The sequence below is a fragment of the Falsigemmobacter intermedius genome (assembly GCF_004054105.1).
Lineage (GTDB): Bacteria > Pseudomonadota > Alphaproteobacteria > Rhodobacterales > Rhodobacteraceae > Wagnerdoeblera > Wagnerdoeblera intermedia.
On the sequence record NZ_SBLC01000111.1, the window covers coordinates 1 to 2364 of the forward strand.

Sequence of the window (2364 nt, forward strand, 5' to 3'; positions counted from 1 at the left end):
GCGATCTTCACCTCAAACGACACGCCACTTGGGGAATGCAGGATGAATACTTCATTCTCGCCTTATCGCCGCAGTTTGCTCGGCCTGATGGCCGGAGCCTTGCTGCCTACGTCTTTCGCTGCTGCCGCTCCTGTTTTCAGCGTGCAGACCGAGCCGTCATTGGCCCATTGCATCGCCTTGCTGCATGCAGCCTTGAAGGCTGCCCAGTTTCCGGCGTCTCTGACCGACGCGCCTCACACGTCTGAAACGCGCAATCTTCACGAAACAACGTCTGGACGTATTCACATCAATCTGCTTCCAGCGTCTCCCACCAGACTGGATATGGTGCGGGAAGGACGTTTGAGAATGATCCCGGTCCCGCTTGAACGCGGCCTGCTGGGGTGGCGCACTTCTTTTATCCTGCAGGGCCAGGAAAAGGCCCTGGCTCATATCCGCGATCTGAACGGCCTACGTACTTTGACGATCGGGCAAGGCACAGGCTGGTGGGATGCAGAAGTCTATCGAGCAGCCGGGATCACAACCCGCGAAGTCCAGGCATGGCGCAACGGGGAATTTATAGAGCAGATGAAAGCTGGGGTAATTGACCTGTTTCCTATGGGGCTGGAAGAATCGCTGAGTTATTTCCTGCCTCATTTTCGTCAACACCATCAACAGCTCGGTCTGGAGGAGTCGCTGTTGCTGCGTTATCCTTGGTATCGCTTTGTCTGGGTGTCTCCCCATCCTAGTGCGGATGAGTTGTATGAAGCCCTGCAAAGGGGCTTCGACATCATCTGCAGTAACGGTGTATTCGAGTCAGTCTGGAACCAGACGCGCCAGTTGCCGCCCGCCGATTCCTGGCAAAACCGCACCGTCATTGAGCTGGACAACCCTTTCTACACTCCAGACATCGTTCCGCAGCGTTACCAACATCTTCTGCTGAAGAAAAAAGTCTCGTGATGTCCTCCCGGAACCTTTACACTCGGTTCCTGCGACAGCTCTTCCCATTGCTGGCCCTGGCCTACTTGCTTGCGGCCTCGCTCACCGCCTGGCTTTATTATCAGGATCAGATCACAGACGCCGTCAATCACCGCAAACAAACCCTGGACACCTTCGCCCATGTCCTGATCAAACCCTTGTGGGACTGCAACAGCCTGACGGCCAGCGGCATTATCCAGGCCATGATTTTGCAGCCTGACGTCTTGGGTGTCAGCGCGCTTGATCAATGCGCGCAGCAACCGATACAGGCAGGCGCCCTACCGCAACCGGGCGACAAAGATACCTTGGTTGCCCGGTTGCAATACATCGATGAAATGGACCGCGCCCACGCCCTGGGTGAGCTGCGTATTGCCTTCCGTCCGATCTCGATCTTTACGGCGGCCTCCCGGAGTCTGGCGCCCCAGCTGGCGGTCTTTCTATCAATGCTGGCCGCCGTGCTGGCCAGCGCGCTCTGGACGTTCAACCGCACCATCGGGCAGCCGCTGTCAACACTTCGCCAAGCCATGCGCGAGCACCAACCGCTGGACCCCATCCCTGAAAGCTGGACCGAAGAGTTGACTGAAGTGACCCAGACTTACAACACCCAGCTTCAGGATCTGCGTCGGCAGGCCAGGCATGATCCACTGACCGGTCTGGCAAACCGGCTGCTGCTGGAAGAGCACCTGAACCGCGTTATCCTGCAAGTCAGACGCGCAGGGTCTCAAGGCCATGTTCTGCTGCTGGATCTGGACCAGTTCAAGCCTGTCAATGACACACTGGGCCATGCCGCCGGTGACGAGGTGCTGCGAACGGTAGCTCAACGCCTGCTTGCCTGTGTGCGCAGCACCGACATCGTGGCCAGGCTCGGGGGCGACGAATTCGTCATCGTCACCAGTGACAGCCCGACCGACCCGCAAACCCACGACATCAAGGCACTGTTGGAACGCATTGAGCAGGCTCTGCGTGAACCTGCCTACTGGCAAGGGACTCCCATACAGATTTCTTACAGCTTGGGCCTGGCACGATTTGGGCAGGACGACTGCACCAGTGCTTCCTTACTTGCTCAGGCTGACGCTGAAATGTACCGTGAAAAAAATAAGCCGCCGGTAGGTTGAGCCAGCGGCTTAACTTGATTAGCAAGACTTAGTTTGGCGCGTGGTCAATCCATTTCTACAGCGGTCGTCTGTCCCGACACTACCTGCGCTTCTTCCAACATCAATTCAGGCACCAGCCCCACCCTGACCCGATAATTGCCGGGGGGCAGGGCCACTGGCTCGCCATCCACCTGTCCTTGCGCCACTTCCTGGCCGACCGCATCCAGTACGGTGTAATGCACCTGCAGCGCCTGACCCACCGCCTGATCAAAGCCGGTCAAAAGGGCAAGATTTTTGCCAACCTGCGCATCGGGGC

At 57.8% G+C, this 2364-nt stretch carries 3 protein-coding genes; 2 read left to right on the forward strand and 1 reads right to left on the reverse strand.

The features are described from left to right. Both EP867_RS19300 and EP867_RS19305 read left to right on the forward strand, forming a co-directional pair. The coding region (locus tag EP867_RS19300) for a hypothetical protein (RefSeq protein WP_206616396.1) at nt 1–936 on the forward strand (936 nt) is incomplete at its 5' end. After that, entirely contained in the window at nt 936–2069 is a 1134-nt protein-coding gene (locus EP867_RS19305) for a GGDEF domain-containing protein (protein WP_128491055.1), read from the forward strand. The genes EP867_RS19300 and EP867_RS19305, both read left to right, overlap by 1 nt. 44 nt (nt 2070–2113) lie before the next feature. On the opposite strand, the gene EP867_RS19990 is transcribed toward EP867_RS19305, so the two are convergent. Further along, a partial coding sequence (locus tag EP867_RS19990; protein ID WP_164888979.1) for a hypothetical protein occupies nt 2114–2364 on the reverse strand: 251 nt, incomplete at its 5' end.

Excerpts from the sequence above, each read along its gene's own strand:
- EP867_RS19305 (WP_128491055.1), top strand. The coding sequence starts at position 936 with ATGTCCTCCCGGAACCTTTACACTCGGTTCCTGCGACAGCTCTTCCCA.